We start from the raw sequence: 21,289 nt of genomic DNA, 5'->3' as shown, positions 1-21,289 counted from the left end.
CCTTACGCGCATCAACAGGCGAAATTATTGAATGAGACGTTCTTTTCTGGGTTTAGCTGTAGGCTTGGCAATCGCCACTTCCGCCATGAAACCGGCTCTGGCTGATGAATTCACCGTATCCGACATTGAGGTAGAGGGCCTTCAGCGGGTGTCTGCAGGAACGGTATTCTCTGCGTTTCCCGTATCCATCGGTGAGCCTGTTGATGAGGTTGAGCTGGCCACCTCCATCAAAGACCTTTTCCGCACCGGGCTGTTTACCGATATTGAAGCCAGCCGGGACGGGAGTGTGCTGATTCTGACCGTCAAAGAGCGGCCATCGATTACCTCCATCGACATTGAAGGTAACAAGAACATAGAAACCAACATGCTGATGGATGCGTTGTCCGGAGCCGGCCTGCAGGAAGGTCAGGTGTTTCGTCGCGCCACCCTTGAGCGACTGGAGCTGGAAATCCTCCGGTCTTACATCAGTCAGGGGCGCTACAATGCACGCGTAAAAGCAACTGCTGAAGATCTTCCTCGCAACCGCGTTGCTATCCGCCTCGATATCAATGAAGGCTCGGTAGCAGCGATCCAGCACCTCAATATCGTAGGCAACGAGGCTTTCGACGACGAAACCCTGCTGGGCCTCTTCGAGCTCGAAACCACCAGCTGGTGGAACTCCATCACCAATTCCGACAAATACGCTCGCGAGCGTCTGAGTGGTGATCTGGAGTCCCTGCGCTCTTACTATCTTGACCGTGGCTATATCGATTTCAACGTTGAATCCAGTCAGGTATCCATCTCACCTGACAAGAAGCAGGTGTTCATCGCCATCTCGCTGAATGAAGGCCCCCAGTACACGGTTTCCGACGTCAATCTTCGGGGCGAGCTTATCGTTGACGAGGAGGAGCTGCGAGAGCTTATCCCCATTGAAGAGGGTGATGTCTTTTCCCGTTCCCGCATGACGGCGATTTCCGAGTCGCTGTCGAGGCGTCTCGGCCGCGAAGGTTATGCCTTTGCGAACGTGAATGCCGTGCCAGAGCCGGGTGAGAATGACACCGCATCGGTCACGTTCTTTGTGGAACCCGGCAAACGCGCGTATGTCAGGCGCATTAATTTCGACGGCAACGTTTCCACCAGAGACGACGTACTGCGCCAGGAAATGACCCAGATGGAAGGCGGTGTGGCTTCCACCGACAGAATCGAGTTCTCGAAAACCCGCCTCGAGCGACTGGGCTTCTTTGAAACGGTAGACGTCGAGACGGTGCCGGTTCCCGGCACCGACGACATGGTCGATGTGAACTATTCGGTGACAGAGCAGGCCACGGGCAGCCTGTCTGCCTCGGTGGGCTTCTCCCAGGCTTCCGGCGTTATTCTCGGCGCCAACGTGTCCGAGAACAACTTCTTCGGCAGCGGTAAGCGGGTATCCTTCGGCGTCAACGTCAGTGACTCCATCAAGAGCGCCAACTTCTCCTATCTGGATCCTTACTACACAGTGGATGGCGTAAGCCGTGGTTTCAGCGTATTCGCTCGTGAAACTGACTTCGAAGAGCAGGACATTTCATCCTACCTGCTTGATGAATATGGCGGTCGGGTTACCTTCGGCTATCCAACCGACAACGTCACCCGGCTGAACTTTGGCCTTGGCTACACGCTTTCCAAGGTCAAGGCGGGGGCATTTACCTCCGAGGAAGTACGAACCTTTATTGAAGAAGAAGGCAATGACTTCAACAATTACTTCCTGTTCGGCTCCTGGCGCCGCAGCACCCTGAACCGGGGTGTTCTGCCAACCGATGGTTACAGCCTGTCCCTGTCTACGGATATTGCTGTGCCCGGCAGTGATCTCACCTTCTATAAAGTGAATCAGAAAACCGAATTCTATCAGCCGATGAACGAGAACCAGACCTGGGTCTTCCGGGCCCGTTCTGAAATCGGCTATGGTGATGGTTACAGTGGACGAACGGTGATGCCGTTTTATGAACACTTCTACGCCGGCGGTTATGGTTCAGTGCGCGGTTATGAGGCAAACTCTCTGGGGCCAAAGGCTACCAATGCGCCAAATGATTTCTCGGACCCGGATCCGTTCGGCGGTAGCCTGCTGACGGAGGGCAGCCTTGAACTGATCTTCCCGACACCGTTTGCCGGCGATACCCGCTCAATGAGAACGGCATTCTTTGTGGATGCGGGGCAGGTCTTTGATGCCGACCGGAATTTTGATCCGGCCCTGGATGAAGTCCGGCTGTCCGCTGGTGTAGGATTTCAGTGGATAACAGCGGTTGGTCCGCTGGCATTCAGCCTTGCGCAGCCTTTGAACGACAAGAGTGGCGACGATACCCAGATATTCCAGTTCTCACTGGGGCAGACATTCTGACCAGAAACACAGGAGAAATAACATGTTCCGATTGTCCTTGGCAGTAATGCTGGCTGCGCTGATGGCGACTACCACGGTTGCAGCCGAAACCCGTATTGGGGTGGTTGATTTGCGTCAGGCATTGTTCTCGTCGCAGGATGCGAAAGCATTCAGCGAGAGGATGCAGCAGGACTTTTCCGGTGAGGAAGCAAAAGTCAGGGAAGCTCAGGAGGCCGCCCGCAAACTGCAGGAACGACTGGAAAAAGACGGCGCCATGATGAATGAGTCCGAGCGCAACAAAATGACCACCGAGTTCCAGGAAAAGGTCAAGGAGTTCAACTTCCTCAAACAGCGCCTGGATTCCACGGTGGCAAACCGCAAGCAACAGTTCCTGGAAAACGCCCGCCCGGAAGTGGATGCCGCCGTCAAAGAATTGCTGGATGAGCATGACCTTGATCTGATTCTGCCCAGTGAGGCCGTGGTGTACGTCAAGCCGGACATGAACCTGACCGACGAACTCCTGGAAAAGCTGGATCGCTGACAATGACAAAGCGTTCATACCGGCTGGGCGATATCGCCTCTGAGCTGGGGGCAGAACTCAGGGGCGATCCCGATACCGAAATCGGTGGGCTGGCCACACTTCAGGCGGCTGCACCGGGGCAGGTTGCCTTCCTGGCCAATCCCTCGTACGCGCGTTTTCTTGTAGATACCAGGGCTTCTGCCGTAATTGCCGCTCCGTCTGTCGCTGATCAGTGCCCTACCAATGTACTGTTACTGAACAATCCCTACCTTGGCTATGCTCGTTTGAGTCATTGGTTTGATCCTGCGCCTGTGCCCCAGCCAGGAGTTCATGCCTCCGCGGTGGTCGACCCTTCTGCCCAGGTATCGGAAAGCGCCAGCATCGGGCCTCAGGCTGTTGTCGAAGCCGAAGCAATCGTTGGCGACAACGTTGTGGTTGGCGCCGGCTGTATCATCGGCGCCCGCTGCACGATCGGTGAACAGACAGTGCTGCGCCCTCGTGTAACCCTGGCCCACGACATCGTGTTGGGTAAGCGTTGCCATATACTGAGCGGCGCGGTTATCGGCTCGGACGGTTTCGGGTTTGCGAATGAAAAGGGTGCCTGGCACCGGATCGCACAGCTTGGCAGAGTGGTACTTGGTGACGATGTAGAAGTGGGTGCGAACACCACCATTGATCGCGGTGCGATTGACGACACGGTAATTGGCAACGGTGTAAAACTCGACAATCTGATTCAGATAGCCCATAACGTCAGTATTGGTGATCACAGTGCTATGGCGGCGATGGTTGGTATCGCTGGCAGTACCCGAATTGGCAGCCACTGCGTGTTTGGCGGCCAGTCGGGAGTGGCGGGCCATCTGACAATCGGTAATCAGGTACACCTGACCGGCATGACCCTGGTTTCAAATGATATACCTGAGCCCGGCGTGTATTCGTCGGGAACCAGCGCCGACACCAACAGGCAGTGGCGCAAGAACGCGGTGCGCTTTCGTCAGCTGGACGCCATGGCGCGCCGGCTCAAAGAACTGGAAAAGAAAATTGAAGGCTGAGGCCCTACTGATGATGTATGTCGACGAGATTATGGAATATCTGCCCCATCGTTACCCTTTCTTGCTGGTTGACAGGGTGACGGAAGTGGAAAAAGGAGAATTCATCAAAGGGTTCAAGAACATTTCCCTTAACGAACCGTTCTTCACAGGCCATTTCCCGAATAATCCGATTATGCCGGGTGTGCTTATTCTTGAGGCCATGGCGCAGTTGTCGGGCATTCTTGGATTTTTCACCGTCGGGCGGAAACCCTCCGACGGCGTAGTACAATATTTGGCTGGCACTAGCAAGGTGCGCTTCAAACGTCCCGTAGTGCCGGGAGATCGACTGTGTATGGAATCACGGGTGATCTCCGGCAAACGTGGCATCTACAAATTCGAATGCCGCGCACTGGTTGACGATGAAGTTGTCTGCGTGGCAGAAATACTGACCGCGGAGAGAGAAGTCTGATGGCGACAAAAGAATGGTCGGGAGTCCATCCTCAGGCGATCGTGGATCCGTCTGCCAAGCTGGCTGACAACGTAACGGTCGGCCCCTGGAGCTATATCGGCCCGGACGTGGAGATCGGTGAGGGCACCGAAATCATGTCCCATGTGGTGATCAAGGGCCCCACCAGGATTGGCCGCAACAACCGCATTTTCCAGTTCTCCAGTGTTGGTGAAGAGTGCCAGGACAAGAAGTACGCCGGCGAACCGACCACACTGGTTATCGGTAACGACAACATCATCCGGGAAAGCTGCACCATTCACCGCGGTACCGTTCAGGACCGGGGCGAAACCAGCATTGGTAGTGGCAACCTGTTGATGGCCTATGTCCACGTTGCCCACGACTGCATCATTGGTGACAATACGATTCTTGCCAACTGCGCCACACTGGCGGGCCACGTGTCGGTTGGCGACTATGCCATCCTGGGTGGTGGCACCATGGTTCACCAGTTCTGCCATATTGGCGTACACAGTATGAGCGCCGGTGGCAGTATCGTTCTGAAAGATATCCCGGCATATATCATGGCCAGCGGCCAGTCTGCCCAGCCGTTCGGCATGAACGTGGAAGGGTTAAGGCGTCGTGGGTTCAGCAAAGAGGTCCTGCTGATTCTTCGCCGCGCCTACAAGGTTATCTATCGTCAGGGCCTGACCACCGAACAGGCGGTTGTGGAGCTGGAAAAAGCCTATCCTGACGTCCCCGAAGTGCAGCCTCTGATTGAATCCCTTCGTGGTGCAGACCGCGGCATTATCCGCTAACCAGGGAGTGATTGCCCCGGTGACGGACCATCTCCAGAGAACCGTTGTCAGCACCCGCAAAGTAACCATCGCTATTGTTGCTGGAGAAGCCTCCGGCGATATCCTTGGTGCAGGGCTGATCCGCTCGCTTCGAATCCGCTATCCGAATGCCCGGTTTGTGGGCATTGGTGGCGAAGAAATGGTTGCCGAAGGCTTTCACTCCCTGGTGCCCATGGAACGGCTCTCTGTTATGGGGCTGGTGGAAGTACTTGGCCGCATCCGCGAGTTGTTCAGTATCCGGGCCCGGCTGATGGACTATCTGTTGGCAACACCGCCGGATGTGGTGATTGGCATCGATTCCCCGGATTTTACCCTGGGCATTGAGCGTCGATGTCGCGACGCCGGCATGCTCACCGCCCATTATGTGAGCCCTTCAGTCTGGGCCTGGCGTCGGAAACGGATCTTCAAGATCGCCAAATCCGTCGATCTCATGCTGACGTTGTTTCCCTTCGAGGCGCGATTTTACGAAGAGCACAACATCCCCGTGGCTTTTGTGGGCCACCCCCTGGCAGACCGGATCCCGATGACTCCGGATACTGCCAGTGCCCGCCAGGCGTTTGGGCTTCGTGAAGATGCACCCGTGCTCGCCATCCTGCCCGGAAGCCGGGGAGGGGAAGTTGAGCGCCTGGGTACCCTGTTTTTAGAGGCCGCGCGCTGGATTCAGGGCAAACGCCCTGATCTTCAGCTGGTGATTCCCTGCGTCAACCGGGAGCGGGAGCAGCAGGTTCGGGCGCTGGTGGAAGCTCTGGACGTGAAGCTTGAGGTAACCATTGTGCGTGGCCGCTCACGGGAAGTGATGGCGTCATCGGATGTGGTTCTGTTGGCATCGGGAACGGCGACCCTGGAAGCCATGTTGCTCAAAAAGCCCATGGTAGTGGGGTATCGGCTGAGTGGCCTCAGTTTTGCGCTGGTATCGCGGCTGGTGAAGGTTCCCCATGTGGCGCTGCCTAACCTGCTGGCCAAAGAGTCCCTGGTACCTGAATTGTTGCAGGACGCCGCCACGCCGGAGACTTTGGGCGAAGCCGTTCTCGAGCGCCTGGAAAACGAAACCGAACGCGCACGCCTTACCGATGCCTTCTCCCGACTCCATGAACAGCTACGACAGAATGCCGACGAGCAGGCAGCATCGGCGCTGTCAACGCTGATTGAAGGTAGGCAGCCATGAAGAAAAGCCCATTGCCACCCTTCAGGTGCCGTTACCAGGGCCGGCTTCTTGCCGGCGTGGACGAAGTAGGGCGCGGGCCACTGGTCGGTGCCGTGGTGACGGCTGCAGTCATACTGGACCCGGAAAAACCGATACCGGGCCTGGCGGATTCCAAAAAGCTGACCGAAAAACGCCGCGAGGCTCTGTACGAGCAGATTGTCAAGCAGGCTGCTTCCTGGAGCCTCGGCCGCTGTGAAGCCGATGAGATAGACCGCCTTAATATCTTCCGCGCCACCATGGTAGCGATGGAGCGGGCGGTAGCCGGGCTTCATATCCGGCCCGAATATATTCTGGTGGACGGCAACCGCTGCCCGAACTGGCACTGGCCATCCGAACCGGTCATCAAGGGCGACAGCCGGGTAGAGGCCATCAGCGCGGCCTCCATACTCGCCAAGGTTACCCGCGACCGGGAAATGGCAACACTTCATGAAACCTATCCCGATTACGGGTTCGCCAGCCACAAAGGCTACCCCACGCCGGTGCACCTGGAAGCACTCGGCCGATTGGGAGCCACCACCCAACATCGGCGTTCATTTCGCCCGGTCCAGGAAGCCATTGAGGCCGTTGGCATGCTCAGCACCAGTGCTGCTGACGAGCTCTCATATCCTTCCGATCTCTTTGAAAATATCGATTGACAGAGTACCGGCAGATCCTTAATATACGCGCACGTTGATGCGGGGTGGAGCAGTCTGGTAGCTCGTCGGGCTCATAACCCGAAGGTCGTAGGTTCGAATCCTGCCCCCGCTACCATATTTAAGAAAGGCAGATCAGTTAGTTACTGGTCTGCCTTTTTTGCGTTTGGGCCGGCAGAAATTCCATGTGACGTATATGTGACAAATATGTGCCAAGGCTTGTGACGGTTCGACTTGGCGCCTGGTAGAAAATGACCGTCAGTCTTTTTTGGTCTTCCGGTGAGAGTAGTCGTCTGCTCTGCAAGTCTGAGTGTGTTCTTGACGTTCCAGTCGAGCGAAAGCTGCCACATTATGGCGACAGACGTCGGGAGTTCTGGCCACGCTTTCATTGGAAAGCGGACCTTCTCCGCGCCGAGATGGGCTAAGGAGAGCCTGGGTGGTACTCCAAAGATCTTATTGCTCGCTTTACGCAAAAGCGCACCGGCGCACTTGCGTGAGTCCAAGTGACGCGACCTGTTAAATTTCAGTCCTGCCTAAAGCCATCGTCTGGCTTCAGCAATTACCGTTTCCATTCTGCTCTGAAGCACCCTATTGCGCAGAGTGCAAAGATAGAGTGTCTCGCTGACCGGGCTGGCAAGTCGATGTGCTTTAATCCGCGCAGGCTTCTGGAAGGCTTCAACCGCATGTTCCGGCAGGATGGTAAACCCCAAACCCATGCTGACCGGCTCCAGAATCAAACCTATCTGATTTGAGAATCCCTTCCTAGGAAACAGGTTGCTGTGCTGGAACTCAGGGTAATTGGCACCAAGAAGCAGGTTGGCATGATGGCTTCCGTCGGGATGGTCGATAAAGCCAAGGGTCATCAACGTATCCCACCCCGGCTCTTCGACCGAAGCAGGTGTTACCAACAGCAGCGACTCTTGCGCGACCGGCGTGCAACTTACGTCGGCCAGGGTGGATTTCGACGTCATGAAGCCAACATCGACGGCAGACTCAGCGATTGCGTTTTCCACATCGGCATTCGGCGCAAACCGGTAATCGATAATGAGCTTCGTGTGCTGGCTCTGCAAAGCCAGCAAATGCGGATAAAGTTTAAGCCCGACACTTCCCGGAGACATCATCCGCACAACCCCTTCATAGGGCGGGTCCTCTCCAACGTTCCGTTCCAGATTCGATAACGCCAGGAGAATGTCCTGCGCATCGGCATAAAGCCTTTCGCCGGCATCCGAGAGCGAGAACTGTTTGCCCTGCCGCACAAGCAACTCGGCACCGAGCTGCTCCTCCAGCTTGCGCACATGCTGACTAACGCCCGACTGCGTCATATGGAGCCGCTCAGCTGTGCGCGTGAAATGGCCAACTTCAACCAGGGTGCAAAAGCTGCGTAACCAGATGGTATTTATCATTACGAAAAGTGATTTATAGAATTACAAACCATAATTTTACGTAATCGATGGCGCAATGTAACCTTTTTTTACTTTATTAGAGGAGGACAAGCAGTGAGCAACGTTTACCCAAGAAATTTTTCACACATTGGCATATCCGTACCGGACCTTGAACGAGCCGTTAAATTCTATACAGAAGTCATGGGTTGGTATCTGATTATGGAACCAACCGAGATTGAAGAGGACGACAGCGCCATCGGGGAGATGTGCACGGATGTATTCGGCGCGGGCTGGGGAAGCTTTCGTATCGCTCACCTATCGACCGGAGACCGAATTGGCGTGGAGCTTTTTCAGTTCAAAAACCAGACCAACCCGGAGGACAATTTCGAGTATTGGAAAACCGGTGTTTTTCACTTCTGCGTGCAAGACCCGAACGTCGAGGAACTTGCAGAACGCATTGTGGCTGCTGGTGGTAAAAAGCGCATGGATAAGCCGCGCTACTATTATCCGGGCGAGAAGCCCTACCGCATGATTTATATGGAAGATCCGTTTGGAAACATCCTAGAGATTTATAGCCACAGCTACGAGTTGGTATACGGCGAGGGCGCCTACTGAAGAATTACCGACAATAGTTCAGGGAGCTTTCTGAGGCCGGAAGCCCCTGAATTTAAAAGCATATTTGTTTGAATTACGACTATACCGCAGTTGCCTTCATTGGAAAGCGGACCTTTTTACCGCGACGAGATGAGCCAGTGAAGGGAGTCTGAATCGAGGTAGGTTCACTCATGGTCTAGGAGTAGCGAGGGCACCAGCATAAGTTCAGGCTTTTTAAACAAAAGCGAACATTCGCGTTAGGGCACTCCTCCAGAGACTCCAAGCTAATCGCAGCCACTTCATCCAGTATGATTGGCGGAGCAAATTGCAGACGCTGTATGATTACGTGGCAGGGATGGCCAAGCTCGGCTAAGCTATTGTTTTATGGATTTATGTGCAGCGCGATTGATGGTTCAAAGTCAGTGGCAATGACGCAGTCAAATTTCCGCAATAATAGAGCGCGCTGCCTGATTTCTGTTAGGCAATTCAAGGAGAGAGCATGCCTGAGAATCTCGACAATTTGACGTTTTGCTTTTTCAAGCTTTTCGCTCAATACGAATATGCTCTGAAAGCCATGCAATACGCACGCAGTGGAGCAGGAGGTCAAGCTGAACCTGAGTGGGATAGATTCTCCAATGAAATCGGTCGTTTGGTTTTGGAAGAGCCGGGCGGAGAATTACTGGATGCCATTAATTATCTCTTTGATCACCCCCCAAAGAGGCAGGTCTTAAATGACGGGGTACTCTCTTGGCAGAACGTGGATACCGCAGAACGTTCGCCTCAGATTCTCTTCTCCCACATTCGACGAGTAAGAAACAATCTATATCATGGGGGTAAATTCAATGGTCACTGGTTTGATCCGGATCGTAGCGAAGAACTGATTAGCAAATCGATGTTGGTTCTTCAGGCTTTGCAGTCGCAACATGATCAACTGGCAGAGGCCATCCATGGTAATCATGCCTAAAAATGCCATTAAGTCTGTTCCGGGCCCATGGCCTTCCCCCAGACGCCCTTGTCAGGGCGCTTATGGCTGGCGTTATACGGTAAAAAAATTCTAACCAGGGAGTTTCTCAAGTGGCAGTAAAAAAGCCAGAATTTAGGAATAAAAAATTTTACTACCGCCGGGCGAAATGGGAGGGACAAGGTAGTCAAACGCTTCAAAAGTTATTGGAAGACGCACACTTAATACTCGATACGGTGGGCAAGAGAACGTTTGAAGTCGGGTCAGGTGGTGAGATCAGAGGCGCGGATTATAAATCCAATAATGGATTTTACTTGCAAGTCGCTTCATATGTGCCGGGGGAAGCAACATCAATAATTGACAAGGACAAAGCCGCAAAATTTTCAAGTGTTACCGCACAAAACGCCCCTCAGGGAAAAGACTACTTGGACGGAGACGTGTTTGCCTATATTGAGGGTAACAATGTAATACTTTGTCCATCAGGAGCGCGAGAGAGTGCTTTGGAGCGTTACATCTGGGAAGTTCTGAGAGCGTGTGACGAAAAGGATATTGCGAAGAGCTTCGAGCTGGACAAAGTTGCAAAAGCAAGCAAACTCAAAATGATTAAAGACGAGGGCGTGAAAGAAGTAGACTTGGACACGTCTCTCTACGATGCCAGTTTGATGCACCTTGATAAATCTAAGCCAAAGGTCTCAGGAATATATAAGGTTGTTGCAGATCAAATAGGTGCGATTTTCAGTAAAGACAAGTCTCTGAGCCAGATACACGAAAAAGAGAACCTAAATATAAAGGTCTCAATAAAGTTTGACGGGCGAGAGGCAAGAAAGCACTTGAAAGAGTCTGATTTCGGTGTTTCGGGAAAAAAGAGATTAGAAAAAACAGCGGAGCAAATAATTTCGGAGTTTGAGAAGGATGGTGAAGATGGTTTTGTTATTGTAACAGGTGCTAATAATAGGATCAGTTCTGATGAAATAAGGGTGTCAGACTCATTCAGAGTAAAGGCACTGGGTAAATCTTTGAGCAAAGACTCGGCTTGGTCAAGGCTTAAGGAGTATCATGATCGCTTAAATTCAGATGGCGTATTTAAGCAATGAGCAGAGAAATTGACAGGGAAAAAGTCAAGTATGGCATCTGCATAATGCTATGGAGTGGTCTTGCTTCCTATTACGGTCAGCCTTTAATACATGGAAATCAAGAGGCTATAAATGTAATTGTAACAGTATTTTCCATATTGGCCGGCTTTCTTGTTGCTGTTATTACTTTAGTGGGCGACCCTAAATCGCTACCTTCGGGTAGCTGGCAAGTGGCAAGGTTGGGCAGTGAGCTGACTTACAATAGGCTAATTCGTCACAAATGGCTGTTTAAGGCATATTTAGTGACGTTGTTTTTGATATTTATATCTATAGTAGTGAAAAACCGATTTCCTTCTGCCCAAGTAGTGATTGAGTATATCTTTATGTTTTTTGCTGCCGTCTCTTCTTTTCTTTCTTTTAAGTTACCGGCTGCTCTTATGGAGTTACAGCAAGAGCGGATCGAACATGAAATTGAAGAACGGCGAAAGAGCGAGGGAATTCAGGAGTAGTTACGTATAACCATCGGCCGCACAGCAACCAAGTTTCTGCCGCTTCGCGGCTTCAAACTGGCGCGTGAGCCCGGCGTTAAATTTCGGAGGTCCCGACCTTGGCGAATCGTGAAGATATGATGGATTGGATCATCGAATGCTTGAGAGCTCGCGGAGGATCCGGCTGGCCCAAAGAAGTCGCTAAGGATTTGTGGGACCGATACGAAAAGGAAATCAGGGCCTCTGGTGGCTTGGTGTATTCATGGCAATATGATGCGAGATGGGCTGCTCAAAAGCTGAGGTACACCGGTGTTTTGAAACCAGTTCACGGCCGACGAGATCTTCCTTGGGAGTTAGCCTGATCACTACCTTGTCTTTTCACCTTGAGCCACTGATGCCTAAGTCCAAAGGAGCCAACCATCGAGTTCTTTTTATATTGATAGTAAAGGCTATATATACGGCCCAAAGGGCTATACCCAGTGCTATGTAGACAGAGGAGAGTTTATTTACAGCCCCTCTGGATATACTCAATACTATATCCATGAGGGTGAGTATATCTACGGCCCCAGCGGGTGCACGCAATGTTGCCTCAGTGATGAATACATCTACGGACCAGTCGAAACACTTCCGTGGCTGAAAATTTAACAATTCGCGCAAGGCGGACGCCCCTGACGGGCCGCCACTTCGCTCCGCGTTAACCCTAAATCTGAATGTCCGCTTTGCGACCTGTGCCTCGTTAATGCACAGGTGCATCAAGCTTAATAATAACGAATCCTGTGAATTGTTCACTTTTATTGCTGTGAGGAGCGAGTTTTAATTGAGTTTCCAACTGATGAAGGTGGTCAGCTTTGTCAATTTTGCAGATGCGTGCTCAATACAGAGGCTTCCTGATCAGGCTGGCCCTGCTCACGCTGCTTGCTGTATCTGTGACTAGCTGCGCTCGATTTTCCAAATATGAATACGCTGAACACGTTTTTGCGCTGGATGAAGAAAACGAGCTGGTCATCTCGACGTTTTCATCCTGGTTCCCGGAAACCCAAACTCACATACCGTTTATTTTCAGAAGCTACAAAGCGCCACAATCCGTTTACTTCCAATTTTACGTGAGAGCGACAGGCACTGTTGCAGGGCCGAATCCGAATATCGAATCCATTCTTGTCAGAAACTTTTCCTATGAATTCCCCGGCCAGGAACCTATGGTGTTGATGAAAGCCTTCACAGAGGGCTTTTGGCAGCAGGGTCAGCAGGCCTATGATTCGGAGCAGCTGGAACCAGTGCTTTGTTACGAAGGATGGTATGTTCTAATCAAGTATGACTTGATTTTGAATGGAGAAGTCTTCCAGGGAGAGCATAAACTGCCTGCGCAGAGAGTCGTCAAAACCTACCCCCTTATTTACGATGCGCTTCGATAAAGCATTCGTTCTGAGACTATTTCTTGGGAGTCCGCACCATGAAATCAAAGCTCATTTGTTTTCTGCTCGCCCTGTCATTGGGCGCAGCCGCACTGGCAGATTTCGTTTACCTTAGGGGTGACAAGGTCTATTCCGATCATGGGGCACTGACTGAGAGCACGACTGTGATCGTGCCGATCAAAGAGTTGGGTGTTCCTCACCGGCTGATTATCAACACCGGTAACTCCGCTCGTGAGAACTACGAGGTTGCCCTGTCTTGGTCGTTAGAAACGCCGGATGAAGTTCAGCTTTATTCCGATAACGAGATGGCACCCTATCGCAACCGCGACTTTGAGTTCGTTCCCGAGCGGACAGGGGACTATGTACTATCCATGTCGCCGAACTACACCACGGCCGGCGTGCGAAACCGGCTCATGCAGGAAGATCGCTTCAGTTTAAGTATTCTGCTCAATGATCGAAGTTTTGTAATCCCGCTGTTGCAAGTGTTGCCGTTCTGACGTTGGGCACTCAATATGACCATGATCAAAGCTCGCCTTCTGCTGGTGGTATTCGGGATCTTCCTACCCTATCTGGCGCGCGTGCCTCGGGGCGCTGAATGGCTTGAGCAGTATACTGATGCCGGTCTGGCTGGCTGGGTTTTATTCAGTGTCTTGAATGCCATTGCCTGGGGCGCCATCCTTGCTATCAGCTTTAGGTATAAACGGCTTGCTTCGCTGATCGCGCCATGCTTACTTGGTTTCGGCTATTTAGCTTGGTCGCATGGAACACTGGATTTGAGTACGAACCCAAATGCTCCGATCGCACTGGTGATTATCCCAGTCTACGCGCTTGTGCCGATCGGGGTGGGCGGGGTAATTGGTTACATCATCGATCGCATGCTTCGGCGCAATGAAGCTGCCTAACCAGTCGTTGCAGTTCGTTCTGGACTACTGCGGCGCTTCGTCCCCGGCGGCCTATCAAAGGCTTTATCCCCAAACCTGAACGTTCGCTTTGCGACCTCAGCGTGCTTTGTTTCCGAATAGCGGATTGGGCAGGCCCCTATCTGAAAAGGTCCGCTTTGTGGTCATAGCAAAGAAGTAGGGTGGTCCGCGACGGGTCAAGCGATGGAGCAAAAACTGCGGCAAAATATGTTGATTCAATGACAGTGGCCCTTTAACCATCTCGTCTGCTCAATGATCTTCTTGCAACTCGAGCAGGTCTCCCACCTCGCATTCAAATTATCTGCAGGGTTTCTCAGTAGCTTCCAGGTCTATCCTTTGCGCTGTTTCTTTGTAGAGCAGGGTGACAGTATTCCTGTTAAGTCCTGTCTCTCTGGCAACGTCCACGATCGTCATTTTTCGCTCGCCCATCAGCCGAACGAGATGGCATCGCGACTGTTTGCCATGGTCAACCTGTCGGCCAGTGACTGCAAGGCCATTGTAATCATCAATCCCCAATCCAGTTCTCCCGATCCACAATCCGCCTCAGCTTATATCCAAGAAACCGATACTCCCCCCAATGCTGGAACGCCTCCTGGGCGTCCTTCGGGTCAAGGCCCCGCTCCCGAAGGTAGGCGCTGACTTCCGAGTCCACAGGGACAGTCGAAAAATCCCTCAAAAGCATCATCACGTGTGCTGCTGAGTAGGGTCCGATGCCCTTCAGGGATACCAGGTAGTCATAGGTCACCCGATGTTCACAGGCGGAACCTTCCGGGTTGATTACATCGTCGTCCAGCAATCGGGCGGTCACGTTGGCAACGGTTCTGGCCCTGAAACCAAGCTTGCACTCTTTCGCCAACCGTTCGGGATCCGTGTCCAGGATTTCGTGGGGCTGGGGGAATAGGCCGCCACCCACCGAAACGAGATGGCCAACCATCGCCTTGGTCTGTTGCCATGTTGTGTTGATGGTGCAGATGGTTTTGATCAGGTCTTCGTAGAAGGTGTCACCCCGGAGAAACCGGCCACCACCGTAATGGATAAATTGGCCGACAGCCGGGTCATTGGCCTCGCAAAGCGCCAGGAAGTTCGTGGGGTCCCAGTCCAGGTGCAGCCAGCGGGAAACCAGGGTTTTTACGCCGGCGGTGTTTGATGACGATGTTTCGATGCTGAGATGATGTGGCGACGCTTGCTGGACGCGAATCCATTCCTTGTTGCCTTCGATTCTTGCTCTGCGTTCCAGGCGCTTTCCGTCCCAGTGCCAGGGCGCAAGCTGGCACCATCCGTGGCTTTCCACGGTCAGTTGCAGACTGAAGGGCTTTTCTAAAGCCAGGAAATCGGTATAGGGTTTCATGTCGGGCGCGGCTCCAATTTGCGAGAGGGTGATTGCGTCGCGGCTGTAAAGATTCTGCAAGAGGTGGCGAACTTATGGAAGAACGGGTGACGTTTTGAACAGTCAGCATCGCGCTTCGTTAACCAGGGTAGGCGTCTACGGCACCCTCAAAAAAGGCCAATCAAACCACCAGGTTTTAGCAGGCTCGCACTTTGTAGGCCGGTGCCAGCTCAGCCAGATCTGTCTCTGCGACCTTGGCCCTTACCCGGGTGCCATGCTGCGTTCCAGCGAGGGCATTGAGGTAGAGGTCTATGATGTGTCCGAGCAGGTGTTTGCGGGCCTGGATGAACTGGAAGACTACAATCCTCAGTCGCCCCATCTCGGCGACTACGATCGCCGTCAGATGGAAACCGATTTCGGGCTGGCCTGGGTCTATCTTTACAACGGCGACGTTACCGGCCTGCCGGAAATACGGTGGGGTGGCTGGCCGATTTCATAAGTGGGCAGATTTATGGAATAGGCCCTGATGGCCATTGTATGCCCTTTAAACTCAGGCCATGATTCGAAAATCGACGAATTAAAAACCATCAGGATGATGTCATGCCCCAATCGCCAAGGCCGCCATGACCGAGGGGCTGGCAGACGATCAGCTGCACGCTACCCACCGGCATGAAACGCTCTATCGCCGCTGTGGGGCCAGAGTTTCCAGTGGCGGTCAAGGCTGTTGGGGCCTATTTGAAGGATGAAATCAGCCAGGCCCGACATGTGAAAAAACCCCTTCGACAGCGCGGAGGCTGATGGAGTATCAACGATGACACAAGGCATTACCACGCCACTGACCCAGGCGCTTGAAGAGGGCAAGCTGACCCGGGACGAACTGAAATCCTTCATGCAACGCTCCGACGGGCCCGCGCTGCGCCGATTGGTACTGTGGGTGTTGTTGCTGGCCGGAACCACCACGCTGATCACGCTTGCGTGGGACAGCTGGCTGATCTGGCCCGCCATGTTCCTGCAGGGTATCGTGCTGGTGCATCATTTCTCGCTGCAACATGAATGCGTGCATTACACCGTGTTCCGCACCCGCAAACTGAACAATATCGTCGGGCAGATCTGCGGGCTGATTATCATGCTGCCGCACCGCTTCTTTCGATATGAGCATTGCGACCATCACACCTACACGCAGCTTGCTGGCCAGGACCCAGAGCTGATCCCGCAGCCAAAAACCTATGGCGAATACTTGCTCTATCTGTCCTCGATGCCCTACTGGAAAGCCAAGTTCACCGAGGTTACGCACCACGCCATGGCGCGGCTTTCAGACGCCGAAAAGCGCTTTATCCCGAAGGAGGAACATGCCTCGGTCTACCGGGATGCGAGGATGATGCTGGGAATATACGCGCTGATTTTTGCAGGCATGGCTGTCACCGGTTGGTGGGGGCTGATCTGGTATTGGATCATTCCGCTATTCCTCGGTGAACCGGTGATGCGTTTCATCAGGATGACGGAACATGTGGGGCGCCCGACCGTGGCGCAGATGAGTGAAAACACCCGCACCAATCTCGTCTCGGCCCCGTGGAGGTTCCTGTGCTGGAACATGAACTACCACGCCGAACATCACTATGTACCCCCGGTTCCCTACCATGCCCTGCCACGCCTTCACGAGAAGCTGCGCGAACAAATTCATGTCGAGCCGCGTGGCTATCTCGGCGCGCATACGGATATCCTGCGTCAGATTCACGAGGCGCGGGCATGACCGACAAGCCATGGTGCGACGTGATCGCGGTGGAAAAGCTGGAGAAGAACTGGGTCACGCGGGTCCAGGTCGGACGGCGGACCATCGCCGTCTATGACACGCCCAGCGGGATCTATGCCTCGCTTCCGCTTTGCACCCATGGTGGGGCCGATCTGTGCGACGGCTATTTCGACGATCATGTCATCGAATGCCCGTTGCATCAGGGGGCCTTTGACGTTCGCGACGGAAGGCCCGCCGTTGCGCCCGCGACACGGGCGATGCGGGTGCTTGAGGTGCGGGTGCGGGACGGGAAGGTTCAGATCCGAATCTGATGCCGATCAGGTCATTGATTGCGCCACGGGGGAAGTTCGCGAGGCTCAGGTCTTTGCACTCAGTGCAAAATTGCGAGATGTCAAAACGGGCACTATCTTCAAAGGGTATTATCCCGTCCTGGTGCACCGATATTGCGTGTTCGGCGCTGATTGCACTGTTTTTGCCGGATTTGCCTTACCACGGAGCGGTACAACCTTACCTTTCCCCGAGGGAATAGAGGAGAAGAATGATGCTTCAAGATATTAGAAAGATTCTGTACGTCTCCGATCTTGATCAGGGTTCGCGTCCGGCATTCCGTGCAGCGGTCAGCCTGTGTCGCCACTATCCTGATGCTCAGGTCACTTACCTGCACGTGATCGAATCCTTGTCGTCTACCACCCGTACTTTGCTCAATAACGTGATGGAGGAAGAGAAGCTCGACGAGTTGCTGCACAGGGGCGTTGAGGCGTTGAACGTCAAGATTCGAGAGCGGATAGAGCGCTTTTGCGAGGAAGAACTGGAAGAGCGAGATGCGTCTAGCCTGAAGAACATTGAGTCGCGTATCGAGGAAGGCGTGCCCTGGCGTAAAATCCTTGAAGTCGGCGATGAGATGAATGCCGATCTGATCGTTATGGGAACCCGCAAGCACAACGCGCTAGGGCAGGCGCTGATCGGTTCTACCGCGACCAAGACGCTGACTCACTCCAAGCGTCCGGTGCTAATCGTGCCTCTGGATGGTTCCTGAGTAAGAGCGTTGGGCCATCCAGAATACGGTGAAATAACCACAAAATAGGACTTTATGATTTTCGACTACGTAATTGTCGGTGGTGGATCGGCGGGCGCCGTTATGGCGGCACGACTAAGTGAGGACCCTGATGTCAGTGTCTGTCTGTTGGAAGCGGGTGGTAAGGGCGATCATGTACTGACACGTGCGCCGGCCGGCGTGGTGGCACTGATGCCGGGCCATGGCAAAATCAATAACTGGGCCTTTAACACCGAAAAACAGCCTGAGCTGAATGATCGCCGTGGATTTCAGCCGAGAGGGCGAGGGTTGGGTGGCTCCAGCCTGATCAATGCCATGCTGTATGTTCGTGGTCACCGGGCGGATTATGATGGCTGGGCCGAACTCGGGTGTCAGGGCTGGGGCTGGAACGATGTGTTGCCATACTTCCGCAAAGCGGAATGTCATGAAAACGGCGGCAATGAAAGTCACGGAGCTGAAGGCCCACTCCATGTCTGTAAGCAGCGATCTCCCAGGCCTATTTCAGAGGCCTTTGTCGAAGCTGCGAAAGAGCGTGGTTATCCAGCAACCGACGATTTCAATACGGGCGATAATGAGGGCGTCGGCCTTTACGAGGTGACTCAATATCATGACAGCGACCGCAACGGTGAACGCTGCTCAACCGCCTCCGCGTATCTGTATCCAGTCATGGAACAGCGAAGCAACCTGAAAGTAGTCACCGATGCACGGGCTACTCGAATTGTTTTTAATGGTAAGCGCGCGGTAGGCGTTGAATATCGTCTCAAAGGACAAACGCTGAATGCTTCGGCGCACCGGGAGATAATTGTTGCCGCTGGCGCTTTTGGGTCACCGCAGCTACTGCAACTTTCCGGCGTGGGCCGCCCGGACGATATCGAGCCACATGGCATTCCCATGGTTCACGAGTTGCCGGGCGTTGGACAGAACCTGCAGGATCATCTCGATTTCATCCTGGCCTACAAATCTGCAGATACAGACAATTTCGGTTTCAGCCTCAAGGGAATGAAGAACATGCTCAGCCATTCCCTGCAATGGCGAAAAGATGGAACCGGTATGGTAGCGTCGCCTTTTGCGGAGGGTGCGGCATTTTTGAAGTCTGATCCCGGGTTGGACAAGCCGGATCTGCAGCTTCATTTCGTGGTGTCTATTGTGGAAGATCATGCCCGTAAGCTGCACTGGGGGCATGGCTTCAGCTGCCACGTATGTAACCTGCGGCCAAAATCCCGTGGGCGCGTTTTCCTCCGCAGCGCGGATCCCATGGCGGAGCCGGCTATCGACCCGAATTACCTGTCTGGCCAGGCCGATCTGGAATTGACCATCAAGGGTGCGAAAATAACGCGCGATATTCTGGAAGCAGCGCCGCTGGCCCCGTATCGGCAGTCAGAAATGTTCGGTATTCATAACGACATGAGTGATGACGAATGGGCCCGGCATATCCGCGCACGGGCCGATACAATCTACCACCCTGTAGGCACCTGCAAAATGGGTGTAGACGACCTGGCCGTGGTTGATCCGGATTTGAAAGTAAGAGGGCTCGAGGGGCTGCGTGTGGTGGACGCATCGGTGATGCCCACGCTGGTTGGCGGAAATACCAACGCCCCGACCATTATGATTGCCGAAAAAATCGCCGACGCCATTCGCGCGGGCCATATAGCGAGCGAACAAAAATAACGCTATAAACAAACAGGGATGTTCGCAATTTGCCGTATTAACGTCCAAACAGCCAGCCTGGCCGTATTTACTGAAAATCAGACCAGTTCAAGAGGTAATCCATGTCACAGCCTCAGCCCACCAAAGAATCGCAGTCCTCCCACCGTCTTCCCTGCCGTGGCTGTGTCCGGGACTGCTCGAATTTCCCTACCTGCAACGGCACGCCCTGGCGGCAGCGCAAGGCATGAGCGAACAGGGGGCAGTTAACAGAAGGTAACGCAGCTCTTTCGCATTGATCAAAAAACAGGCGTAAGATGTAGGTCTTGTCCAGATTGACTGGCTCGGCAATCCCGGAGAGCCAGTATCCAAAGGAGTGGAGTAGCAGCGTAAGTACGGACCAGCAGAATTCACTCAGGATAATCAGCACTATGATGTACCTTGCCCACGAATTGAGTCGCGTCGCCCTGACACCGGCACGTATACTGGCTGGCGCCCAGAGCAACGTGCTCCGCCACCGGCTGAACCCCTGGTCCCGCGTTCCGGGAACCCGCAGTATTGCCTCGGCCCTCAATGTATTCGAGGATTTAACCAAGCGTTATCCCAAGCCCGCTTTTAACCTCGATACAACGGTTTGTGATGGTGAGACGGTTCTGGTCAACGAAACCATCGTCAAGCGCAAGTCTTTCTGCCAGTTGAAGCATTTCCAGCGCAATGTTGACCGCCCGGATGACCCCAAGTTGTTGATCGTGGCGCCGCTTTCTGGCCACTTTGCATCGCTTCTCAGGGGCACCGTTGAAGCGATGTTGCCGGAGCATGACGTTTATATCACCGATTGGCGTGATGCCTGTATGGTGCCGATTTCGGAAGGTAATTTCGGTCTCGACGACTACATCGATTATGTCATTGATTTTATTAACCACATCGGCCCTGATACGCACGTGCTGGCGGTCTGCCAGCCGGTAGTGCCGGTGCTGGCGGCTACTGCCCTGATGGCGCAGGATAATCATCCCTCTGCACCCCGTTCCCTTGCCCTGATGAGCGGCCCGGTGGATGGGCGCGTCGACCCTACCGAACCCTGCGAGCTGGCCAGCAAACACAAGCTGTCCTGGTTCAAACGCAACCTGATCCATACCGTACCGGCGCCTTACCCGGGCACTATGCGCAAGGTTTATCCGGGCTTCCTGCAATTGACGGGGTTCATCAATATGAACTTCGACCGCCACCTGGACGCTTATCGAGGACTGTTCAGGTCGATTCGGGATGATGACTCAGAAGAGGTTACCCGCCATCAGGAGTTTTACGACGAATATCTGGCGGTCATGGACCTTCCTGACGCCTACTACCTGGATACCATTGAACGGGTCTTCAAGGAGTTCCATCTGGCAAGGGGCTGTTTCAAACACCGAGGCAGACTGGTAGACCCCGGCGCTATCGAGAAAACGGCGTTAATGACCATCGAGGGCGAAAAAGACGACATTTCCAGCCCCGGCCAGACCCGCGCGGCCCACAAGCTCTGCACCAATGTTCCCGACGACCGCCGGGTGCACCACTTGCAGCCCGGTGTTGGCCATTACGGCACGTTCAACGGCCGTCGCTGGCGCGAGGAGATTGCTCCCAGGCTGCAGAAATTCATTCGTAACGCCTGAACGCATCCGCGCTCAGGTTTCTT

The 21,289-nt window shown here is 53.7% G+C and carries 23 protein-coding genes and 1 tRNA gene; 21 read left to right on the top strand and 3 right to left on the bottom strand.

Annotation, left to right across the window (positions count from 1 at the left end):
* Positions 1 to 31: 31 nt before the first annotated feature.
* The 8 genes from bamA to M8010_RS08170 all read left to right on the top strand — a co-directional run bounded on the left by bamA (position 32) and on the right by M8010_RS08170 (position 7,130).
* Positions 32 to 2,350: an outer membrane protein assembly factor BamA gene (bamA, locus tag M8010_RS08205; protein WP_250090315.1), complete on the top strand. Its 2,319-nt coding sequence runs from the start codon at positions 32 to 34 to the stop codon at positions 2,348 to 2,350.
* A 22-nt stretch (positions 2,351 to 2,372) separates the two neighbouring features.
* Positions 2,373 to 2,870: an OmpH/Skp family outer membrane protein gene (locus M8010_RS08200; protein ID WP_250090313.1), complete on the top strand. Its 498-nt coding sequence runs from the start codon at positions 2,373 to 2,375 to the stop codon at positions 2,868 to 2,870.
* A gap of 2 nt (positions 2,871 to 2,872) precedes the next feature.
* Positions 2,873 to 3,898, top strand: a complete 1,026-nt coding sequence (gene lpxD, locus M8010_RS08195; RefSeq protein WP_250090312.1) for a UDP-3-O-(3-hydroxymyristoyl)glucosamine N-acyltransferase — start codon at positions 2,873 to 2,875, stop codon at positions 3,896 to 3,898.
* A gap of 10 nt (positions 3,899 to 3,908) precedes the next feature.
* Positions 3,909 to 4,346 (top strand): 3-hydroxyacyl-ACP dehydratase FabZ, encoded by a 438-nt coding sequence (gene fabZ / locus M8010_RS08190; RefSeq protein ID WP_250091133.1) that lies wholly within the window; start codon positions 3,909 to 3,911, stop codon positions 4,344 to 4,346.
* Positions 4,346 to 5,137 (top strand): acyl-ACP--UDP-N-acetylglucosamine O-acyltransferase, encoded by a 792-nt coding sequence (gene lpxA / locus M8010_RS08185; RefSeq protein WP_250090310.1) that lies wholly within the window; start codon positions 4,346 to 4,348, stop codon positions 5,135 to 5,137. Before fabZ ends, lpxA begins: the two co-directional genes overlap by 1 nt.
* Positions 5,138 to 5,156: 19 nt before the next feature.
* A complete protein-coding gene (gene lpxB, locus M8010_RS08180; protein ID WP_250090308.1) occupies positions 5,157 to 6,341 on the top strand; it encodes a lipid-A-disaccharide synthase in 1,185 nt (394 codons plus the stop codon).
* On the top strand, positions 6,338 to 7,015 hold the full coding sequence (gene rnhB, locus M8010_RS08175; RefSeq protein ID WP_250090306.1) for a ribonuclease HII: 678 nt from the start codon (positions 6,338 to 6,340) through the stop codon (positions 7,013 to 7,015). Before lpxB ends, rnhB begins: the two co-directional genes overlap by 4 nt.
* 38 nt (positions 7,016 to 7,053) lie before the next feature.
* Positions 7,054 to 7,130, top strand: a tRNA-Met gene (locus M8010_RS08170).
* A 415-nt stretch (positions 7,131 to 7,545) separates the two neighbouring features.
* On the opposite strand, the gene M8010_RS08165 is transcribed toward M8010_RS08170, so the two are convergent.
* Positions 7,546 to 8,415 carry a LysR family transcriptional regulator gene (locus tag M8010_RS08165; RefSeq protein ID WP_250090304.1) on the bottom strand — a complete coding sequence of 290 codons (870 nt, stop codon included), beginning with the start codon at positions 8,413 to 8,415 and terminating at the stop codon, positions 7,546 to 7,548.
* 93 nt (positions 8,416 to 8,508) lie between these two features.
* Here M8010_RS08165 and M8010_RS08160 point away from each other — a divergent pair, with 93 nt between their 5' ends.
* The 7 genes from M8010_RS08160 (at position 8,509) to M8010_RS08130 (ending at position 13,824) form a co-directional block, all read left to right on the top strand.
* Positions 8,509 to 9,009, top strand: a complete 501-nt coding sequence (locus M8010_RS08160) for a lactoylglutathione lyase family protein (protein ID WP_250090302.1) — start codon at positions 8,509 to 8,511, stop codon at positions 9,007 to 9,009.
* Between the two features lie 478 nt (positions 9,010 to 9,487).
* Positions 9,488 to 9,952: a hypothetical protein gene (locus tag M8010_RS08155; protein WP_250090300.1), complete on the top strand. Its 465-nt coding sequence runs from the start codon at positions 9,488 to 9,490 to the stop codon at positions 9,950 to 9,952.
* Positions 9,953 to 10,062: 110 nt separating this feature from the next.
* Positions 10,063 to 11,043, top strand: a complete 981-nt coding sequence (locus tag M8010_RS08150; RefSeq protein ID WP_250090298.1) for a hypothetical protein — start codon at positions 10,063 to 10,065, stop codon at positions 11,041 to 11,043.
* A complete protein-coding gene (locus M8010_RS08145) occupies positions 11,040 to 11,531 on the top strand; it encodes a hypothetical protein (RefSeq protein ID WP_250090296.1) in 492 nt (163 codons plus the stop codon). Before M8010_RS08150 ends, M8010_RS08145 begins: the two co-directional genes overlap by 4 nt.
* 827 nt (positions 11,532 to 12,358) lie before the next feature.
* On the top strand, positions 12,359 to 12,922 hold the full coding sequence (locus M8010_RS08140; protein WP_250090294.1) for a hypothetical protein: 564 nt from the start codon (positions 12,359 to 12,361) through the stop codon (positions 12,920 to 12,922).
* A 38-nt stretch (positions 12,923 to 12,960) separates the two neighbouring features.
* Positions 12,961 to 13,419 carry a hypothetical protein gene (locus M8010_RS08135; RefSeq protein ID WP_250090292.1) on the top strand — a complete coding sequence of 153 codons (459 nt, stop codon included), beginning with the start codon at positions 12,961 to 12,963 and terminating at the stop codon, positions 13,417 to 13,419.
* A 15-nt stretch (positions 13,420 to 13,434) separates the two neighbouring features.
* On the top strand, positions 13,435 to 13,824 hold the full coding sequence (locus M8010_RS08130; RefSeq protein WP_250090290.1) for a hypothetical protein: 390 nt from the start codon (positions 13,435 to 13,437) through the stop codon (positions 13,822 to 13,824).
* Between the two features lie 315 nt (positions 13,825 to 14,139).
* On the opposite strand, the gene M8010_RS20115 is transcribed toward M8010_RS08130, so the two are convergent.
* Positions 14,140 to 14,358 carry a helix-turn-helix domain-containing protein gene (locus M8010_RS20115; RefSeq protein ID WP_502846206.1) on the bottom strand — a complete coding sequence of 73 codons (219 nt, stop codon included), beginning with the start codon at positions 14,356 to 14,358 and terminating at the stop codon, positions 14,140 to 14,142.
* Entirely contained in the window at positions 14,348 to 15,190 is an 843-nt protein-coding gene (locus M8010_RS08120) for a DNA-3-methyladenine glycosylase family protein (protein ID WP_250090289.1), read from the bottom strand. Before M8010_RS08120 ends, M8010_RS20115 begins: the two co-directional genes overlap by 11 nt.
* Positions 15,191 to 15,284: 94 nt before the next feature.
* Here M8010_RS08120 and M8010_RS08115 point away from each other — a divergent pair, with 94 nt between their 5' ends.
* The 6 genes from M8010_RS08115 (at position 15,285) to M8010_RS08090 (ending at position 21,266) form a co-directional block, all read left to right on the top strand.
* The gene (locus M8010_RS08115; RefSeq protein ID WP_250090287.1) at positions 15,285 to 15,668 is read left to right on the top strand and encodes a gamma-glutamylcyclotransferase family protein; all 384 of its coding nucleotides are present in this window, start codon (positions 15,285 to 15,287) and stop codon (positions 15,666 to 15,668) included.
* 312 nt (positions 15,669 to 15,980) lie between these two features.
* Entirely contained in the window at positions 15,981 to 16,919 is a 939-nt protein-coding gene (locus M8010_RS08110) for a fatty acid desaturase family protein (RefSeq protein ID WP_250090285.1), read from the top strand.
* Positions 16,916 to 17,230: a non-heme iron oxygenase ferredoxin subunit gene (locus M8010_RS08105; RefSeq protein ID WP_250090283.1), complete on the top strand. Its 315-nt coding sequence runs from the start codon at positions 16,916 to 16,918 to the stop codon at positions 17,228 to 17,230. The genes M8010_RS08110 and M8010_RS08105 overlap by 4 nt, the downstream gene beginning before the upstream one ends.
* A gap of 230 nt (positions 17,231 to 17,460) precedes the next feature.
* Positions 17,461 to 17,955, top strand: a complete 495-nt coding sequence (locus M8010_RS08100) for a universal stress protein (RefSeq protein WP_250090281.1) — start codon at positions 17,461 to 17,463, stop codon at positions 17,953 to 17,955.
* 54 nt (positions 17,956 to 18,009) lie between these two features.
* Complete coding sequence (locus tag M8010_RS08095; RefSeq protein ID WP_250090280.1) at positions 18,010 to 19,641, top strand: GMC family oxidoreductase; 1,632 nt, start codon at positions 18,010 to 18,012, stop codon at positions 19,639 to 19,641.
* A 407-nt stretch (positions 19,642 to 20,048) separates the two neighbouring features.
* On the top strand, positions 20,049 to 21,266 hold the full coding sequence (locus M8010_RS08090; protein ID WP_250090279.1) for a polyhydroxyalkanoate depolymerase: 1,218 nt from the start codon (positions 20,049 to 20,051) through the stop codon (positions 21,264 to 21,266).
* Positions 21,267 to 21,289: the final 23 nt, after the last annotated feature.

This window comes from Marinobacter sp. ATCH36, from assembly GCF_023555055.1.
GTDB lineage: Bacteria > Pseudomonadota > Gammaproteobacteria > Pseudomonadales > Oleiphilaceae > Marinobacter.
The sequence above is the reverse complement of the archived record's forward strand: the minus strand, read 5'-3'. Positions and strand labels throughout refer to the sequence as shown.